Raw genomic sequence first — 5,968 nt, 5'->3', positions numbered from 1 at the left:
GCCCCTACCCGTCCCATCACTGAGGGCTGCGCCCCCAGACCCCGCTTCGGCCCTGGACGGGCCTCGTCCTCAATCGCCGGACGGGCTGGAGATTCAGCCCCTCCGGCGTTTGAGGAGCGGGGTCCGGGGGGCGGCGGGGGCGAAACCACCCCCTGACCGCCCCCGCGCTACTCGTCCCCCGACGCCGCCGGCAGCGCCGCCGCCGGTCGCTGCCAGCCCCGCGACCCCCGCGCCCGCAACCACGCCGTCGTCTCGTCCGGCGGCATCGCCGCGGCGACCAGCCAGCCCTGCACCGCATCGCACCCGAGATCGCGCAACCGCTCCCACGTCTCGTCGTCCTCGACCCCCTCGGCGACCACCAACAGCCCCAGGGAGTGCGCGAGATCGACCGTGCACCGCACGATCTCCGCGTCCTCGGCGTCGACGGCCAGCCGTGCCACGAACGACCGGTCGATCTTCAGCTCGCTGACCGGCAGCCGACGCAGGTGAACGAGCGAGGAGTACCCCGTGCCGAAGTCGTCCAGCGACATCTTGACGCCGTGCCCGGTCAGTCCCGCCAGGGTGTCCGCGGCCCGCTGCGGGTCCTCGAGGAGCACGTGCTCCGTTATCTCCAGTTGGAGCGCACCGGCCGGCACCCCGTGGCGGGCGAGCCGCGCCGCGACCGCCCCCGCGAACCCCGGTGTGTGGACGTCCCTCGGCGACACGTTCACCGCGACCGGTACGTGCAACCCCTGCGCACGCCAGCGCGCCACCTGCTCCAGCGCCGTCTCCAGGACGTACTCCGTGAGGTGCGGCATCAGACCGGACGACTCGGCGATCGCTATGAACTCGTCCGGCGGAACCTTCCCGCGCTCGGGGTGCACCCACCGGACCAGGGCCTCGAGCCCGGCCACCTGCCCGTCGAAGCGGACCTTGGGCTGGTAGTGCAGCTGCACCTCGTGCGCGTCGAGCGCACGCCTGAGGTCGCCCAGCAGGCCCAGCCGGTCCGGGGTGTTGGAGTCCCGCTTGGACTCGTACACCTCGACGCCCGTACGGTCCCGCTTCGCCTGGTACATCGCCACGTCCGCCCGCCGCAGCAGCCCCTCCGCGTCGAGGGCGTGGTCGGGGAAGACGGCGAGCCCGGCGCTGGCCTCCAGGACGAGAGTGAGCCCGTCGAGGTCGAGGGGCGAGCCGAGCGCGGCGACGAGATTGCGGGCGACCCGCGACGCGGACGTCGTGGAGTCGGCGACGGGCAGTAAGACGGCGAACTCGTCACCGCCCAGCCGCGCGGCCTCCGCCCCGCGCGGCAGCGCCAGCTTCAGCCGGTCGGCGATCTGAAGCAGCAGCCGGTCGCCCGCGAGATGACCGAGCGTGTCATTCACAGACCGGAAACGGTCCATGTCGATCAACATCAAAGCCGATCGCGCACCGATGCGTTCCGCGTCGTCGAGCGCCGTCCAGGTCCGTTCGAGCAGCCACTGACGGTTCGGCAGCCCGGTGAGCGGGTCGCGCAGTTGCTCCTCCGCCCGGGCGCGGGCGATCCAGAGCGTGGAGTCGAGCGCGATGAGGGGGATGGCGAACAGGGGCAGCAGGAGGGGCTGGGCGACGGCGACCACACAGACGAGTGGAGCGATGCCCAGCAGCGCGACCGCGACCAGGCCCTGTCTGACCAGGGCCGTACGGGCGACCGTGGGTACGCCGCCGCCACGCGGGGCGTGGAGGTACCAGAGCAGGCCGCGGGCGACGGCGAGGTAGGCCGTGGCGACCAGGACGACCTGGGGCGCCGCGTAGAGGTTCCAGCTCTCCGGGTTCCAGGGCGTCTCGACGGACGGCACACGCCCGAAGACGGCGAGCACCAGCGCTCCGGCGCCGATGCCCAGTATGTCGACCGCGCCGTGCAGCACGCCCTGCCGCCAGCGGCCCCGGCGCGCGGCGCCGACGAGGACGACGACGGTGAGGCTGACCATCCCCGCGGGCACCCAGCCGTACAGCAGCAGGACGGCGAGGGTGAGCGCGGCGCCCGAACCGGTGCCGCCCCACCAGCGGGCGCGCCCCATCGCGACCAGATGGCCGACGATGACGCCGGACAGCAGAGCCAGCGACCAGCCGGCCGTGCCGGACGGGAAGAGCGCGTGCCCTCCGGTGAACGCCCGGTAGAAGCCGGCGCCCAGCACCGCGCCGGCCACCCCGACGATCGCGGCGGGCAACGGGGGCCAGGACAGGTGCCACTCGGATTCGTGGCCCGGGAGCCCCGTACCGCGCTCCACGCCGGTGTGCGCGGCCCCCTGCGCGCCGGTGACGTGCACCAACGCGCCGCGTACGGGAGCGTCCTCCGCGCGCTCCGACGGTCGCCCCGCCCCGGCCCGTCGACTGCTCAGCCACGCCCCGGACAACCGGCGCAGACGCAGCCGTGAATCCGGGGCGGCGCTCTCGCTCGGTTCCATTCCCGTCCCTCTCACAGCCGGCGGTGCCCACGCAGCGCGGCCCGTTGCTTCCCGACAACCGTCAACGGCACCGCGTCTGAAAACCCACCACGCGTCCGGGCACGGCAGGCGCACACCTCAACAGTAGGCCGCAGAAGGCTTCCACGGGCAGCGGTCGTCGACGGTTGCCCGAATGCGACCCGGCCACCCGTATGCATCTGGTATGCGCCGAACGGGTGGCCTTCAACCGCTACTCCTCGGTCGGAAGCGCGACTTCGCCAGCCGCTTCCGGCCCTTGTTCGAGAAGAACGGCGAAACCCTCCTCGTTCAGGACCGGAACCTTGAGCTGCATCGCCTTGTCGTATTTCGATCCGGGATTGTCACCCACAATGACGAATGAGGTCTTCTTCGAAACCGAGCCGGTCACCTTCGCCCCCCTGCTCTGCAGGGCCTCCTTCGCGCCGTCCCGCGTGTGGTGCTCCAGCGTGCCCGTGACCACCACGGTGAGTCCTTCGAGCGGGCGGGGGCCCTCGTCCTCGCCGGAGCCCTCGTCCTCCATACGGACGCCGGCGGCCTTCCACTTACGGATGATCTCCTGGTGCCAGGAGACCTCGAACCACTCCTTGAGCGAGGCCGCGATGGTCGCGCCCACGCCGTCGGTGTTCGCCAACTCCTCCTCGGTGGCCTGCTGGATGCGATCGATCGAGCGGAACTCACGGGCCAGCGCCTCGGCGGCGACCGGGCCGACATGACGGATCGACAGTCCGGTGAGGACGCGGGCCAGCGGGCGCTCCTTGGCGGCCGCGATGTTCTCCAGCATCGCGAGCGCGTTCTTCCTGGGCTCGCCCTGCTGGTTGGCGAAGATCGTGACGATCTTCTCCTCACCGGTCTTCGGGTCGCGCTTGGGCAGGCCGCTGTCCTGGTCGAGGACGTACGCCTTGATGGGCAGCAGCTGCTCGACGGTGAGATCGAACAGGTCGCCCTCGTCCACCAGCGCGGGTTCGGCCGGCTCCAGCGGCTTGGTGAGGGCCGCTGCGGACACGTATCCGAAGTGCTCGATGTCCAGCGCCTTGCGGCCCGCGAGATAGAACAGGCGCTCACGCAACTGGGCGGGGCAGGTACGGGCGTTGGGGCAGCGCAGGTCGACGTCGCCCTCCTTCATGGGCCGCAGCGCCGTACCGCACTCGGGGCACTCGGCCGGCATCACGAACTCCCGCTCGGTGCCGTCACGCAGGTCGACGACCGGGCCGAGGATCTCCGGGATGACGTCACCGGCCTTGCGCAGCACCACCGTGTCGCCGATGAGGACACCCTTGAGCTTGACCACGTCCTGGTTGTGCAGCGTGGCGAACTCGACCTCCGAGCCCGCGACAGTGACCGGCTCGACCTGTGCGTACGGCGTCACCCGGCCCGTACGGCCCACGCCCACACGGATGTTGACGAGCTTGGTGTTGACCTCCTCCGGCGCGTACTTGTACGCGATGGCCCAGCGCGGGGCGCGGGCCGTGGAGCCGAGGCGGCCCTGGAGGCGGATCTCGTCGAGCTTCACGACGACGCCGTCGATCTCGTGCTCCACGGAGTGGCGGTTCTCCCCGTAGTGCGCGATGAACTCCCGTACGCCGTCGAGGTCGTCCACCACCTTGTTGTGCCGGGAGGTGGGCAGGCCCCAGGACTTCAGCAGGTCGTACGCCTGGGAGAGGCGGGTGAGCCCCTCGGAGCCCTCCAGGGCGCCGATGCCGTGGACCACCATGTGGAGCGGGCGGGTGGCGGTGACGCGCGGGTCCTTCTGGCGCAGTGAACCCGCCGCCGCGTTGCGCGGGTTGGCGAAGGGCTTGTCGCCTGCCTCCACCAGCCGGGCGTTGAGCTCCTCGAACTTCTCCATCGGGAAGTAGACCTCGCCGCGGATCTCCACGAGGTCGGGGACGCGGTCTCCCGTGAGGCGGTCCGGGATCTCCGCGATGGTGCGGACGTTGGGCGTGATGTCCTCACCGGTGCGGCCGTCGCCACGGGTCGCCGCGCGCGTGAGGCGGCCGTGCTCGTACGTGAGGTTGACGGCGAGGCCGTCGACCTTGAGCTCGCACAGGAAGTGGTACTCGGAGGTGCCGATCTCCTTGGCGACCCGCTCGGCCCAGGCGGCGAGCTCCCCGTCGTCGAACGCGTTGTCGAGGGAGAGCATGCGCTGGCGGTGCTGGACGGCCGTGAACTCCGTCTCGTACGCCCCCGCGACCTTCTGGGTCGGCGAGTCGGGGGTGCGCAGCTCGGGGTGCTCCTCCTCCAGGGCCTCCAGGGTGCGCAGGAGTTTGTCGAAGTCCGCGTCGCTGATGACGGGAGCGTCGTTCACGTAGTACCGGAAGCGGTGCTCCTCGATCTGCTCAGCGAGCTGCGCGTGCTTGTCCCGTGCCTCGGCGGGCACCGCCGTCTCCGCTTGCTTGTCGCCGGCCACCGTGTGGTCCTTCCGTCACTCAGGGTTGTCCGCGAGGGATGTCGCCGCCCGGACGCAGTGGGCGAGAGCCCTGCGCGCGTACTCGGGGGAAGCGCCCGCGAGTCCGCACGACGGCGTGACCGTGACCGCGTCCGTGAGTAGTCCCGGACTCAGTCCCAGCCTGCGCCACAACGTCCTGACACCCATGACGCTACCGGCAGGGTCTGACAACGCGGTGTCCGTGCCCGGCACCACACCGGCGAGCAGCCTCGTACCCGCCTCCACCGCTTCCCCGATCACCTCGTCGTCACGCTCGGTGAGGAGCGAGAAGTCGAAGGAGACGGCGGTGGCGCCGGCGCGGCGCAGCAGGGCGAACGGGACGTCGGGCGCGCACGAGTGCACGACGACAGGCCCGTTCTCGTTGCCGTTTCCGTTCCCGTGCACTCCGATCACGTCGCGCAGGGTGGCCTCGACGATCTGCCGGTCGACGGCGCCGTGGGTGCGGTAGCCGCTGGCGGTCCTCACCTGGCCGCGCAGTACGGCGATGAGGGACGGCTCGTCGAGCTGGAGGACGAGCCGGGCGCCGGGCACACGTCGTCGTACTTCGGCGAGGTGTGCCCGCAGCCCCTCGGCGAGCGATCCGGCCAGGTCCCGGCAGGCGCCGCGGTCGGACAGGGCGGCTTCACCGTTCTTCAGCTCGAGCGCGGTGGCGAGCGTCCAGGGTCCGACGGCCTGGACCTTCAGCGGGCCCTCGTACCCCTGTGTGAACTCCTCGAGCGCGTCGAGGTCCTCGCCGAGCCAGGAGACCGCCCGCTTGGTGTCCCGCCCCGGCCGGTCCCCGATCCGCCATCCGCTGGGCTCCACGCGCGCGTACAGCTCGACGAGCATTCCGGCGGTCCGCCCGATCATGTCGGCGCCGGGGCCGCGGGCGGGGAGCTCGGGCAGGTACGGCATCCCCGTCTCCGGGCCCTCGAAGGTGCCGGTGACGGTTTTGGCGGCCTCTCGGGCGTCGCCGCCCGGCATGGAGCCGATGCCTGTGGCGGGGCCGAAGCTGAAGTTCTCGTTCACGTGGTGAAGCCTACGTAGGTGGTGGGGGGCGGGGCGCCCGTGCGGGTGCAGTGCCCGTGCGGGTGCAGGTACGGGG

At 71.5% G+C, this 5,968-nt stretch carries 3 protein-coding genes; all 3 read right to left on the bottom strand.

The window, feature by feature from the left end; genetic code table 11:
• Positions 1–167 precede the first annotated feature (167 nt).
• Positions 168–2,423 carry a putative bifunctional diguanylate cyclase/phosphodiesterase gene (locus FNH04_RS39915; RefSeq protein WP_152791008.1) on the bottom strand — a complete coding sequence of 752 codons (2,256 nt, stop codon included), beginning with the start codon at positions 2,421–2,423 and terminating at the stop codon, positions 168–170.
• A 229-nt stretch (positions 2,424–2,652) separates the two neighbouring features.
• Entirely contained in the window at positions 2,653–4,845 is a 2,193-nt protein-coding gene (gene ligA / locus FNH04_RS39910) for an NAD-dependent DNA ligase LigA (protein WP_322725233.1), read from the bottom strand.
• A 15-nt stretch (positions 4,846–4,860) separates the two neighbouring features.
• Positions 4,861–5,892 (bottom strand): methionine synthase, encoded by a 1,032-nt coding sequence (locus tag FNH04_RS39905; RefSeq protein WP_322725231.1) that lies wholly within the window; start codon positions 5,890–5,892, stop codon positions 4,861–4,863.
• Between the last annotated feature and the right edge of the window lie 76 nt (positions 5,893–5,968).

The sequence above is a fragment of the Streptomyces phyllanthi genome (genome assembly GCF_009377205.1).
Classification (GTDB): Bacteria; Actinomycetota; Actinomycetes; order Streptomycetales; family Streptomycetaceae; genus Streptomyces; species Streptomyces phyllanthi.
The sequence above is the reverse complement of the archived record's forward strand: the minus strand, read 5'-3'. Positions and strand labels throughout refer to the sequence as shown.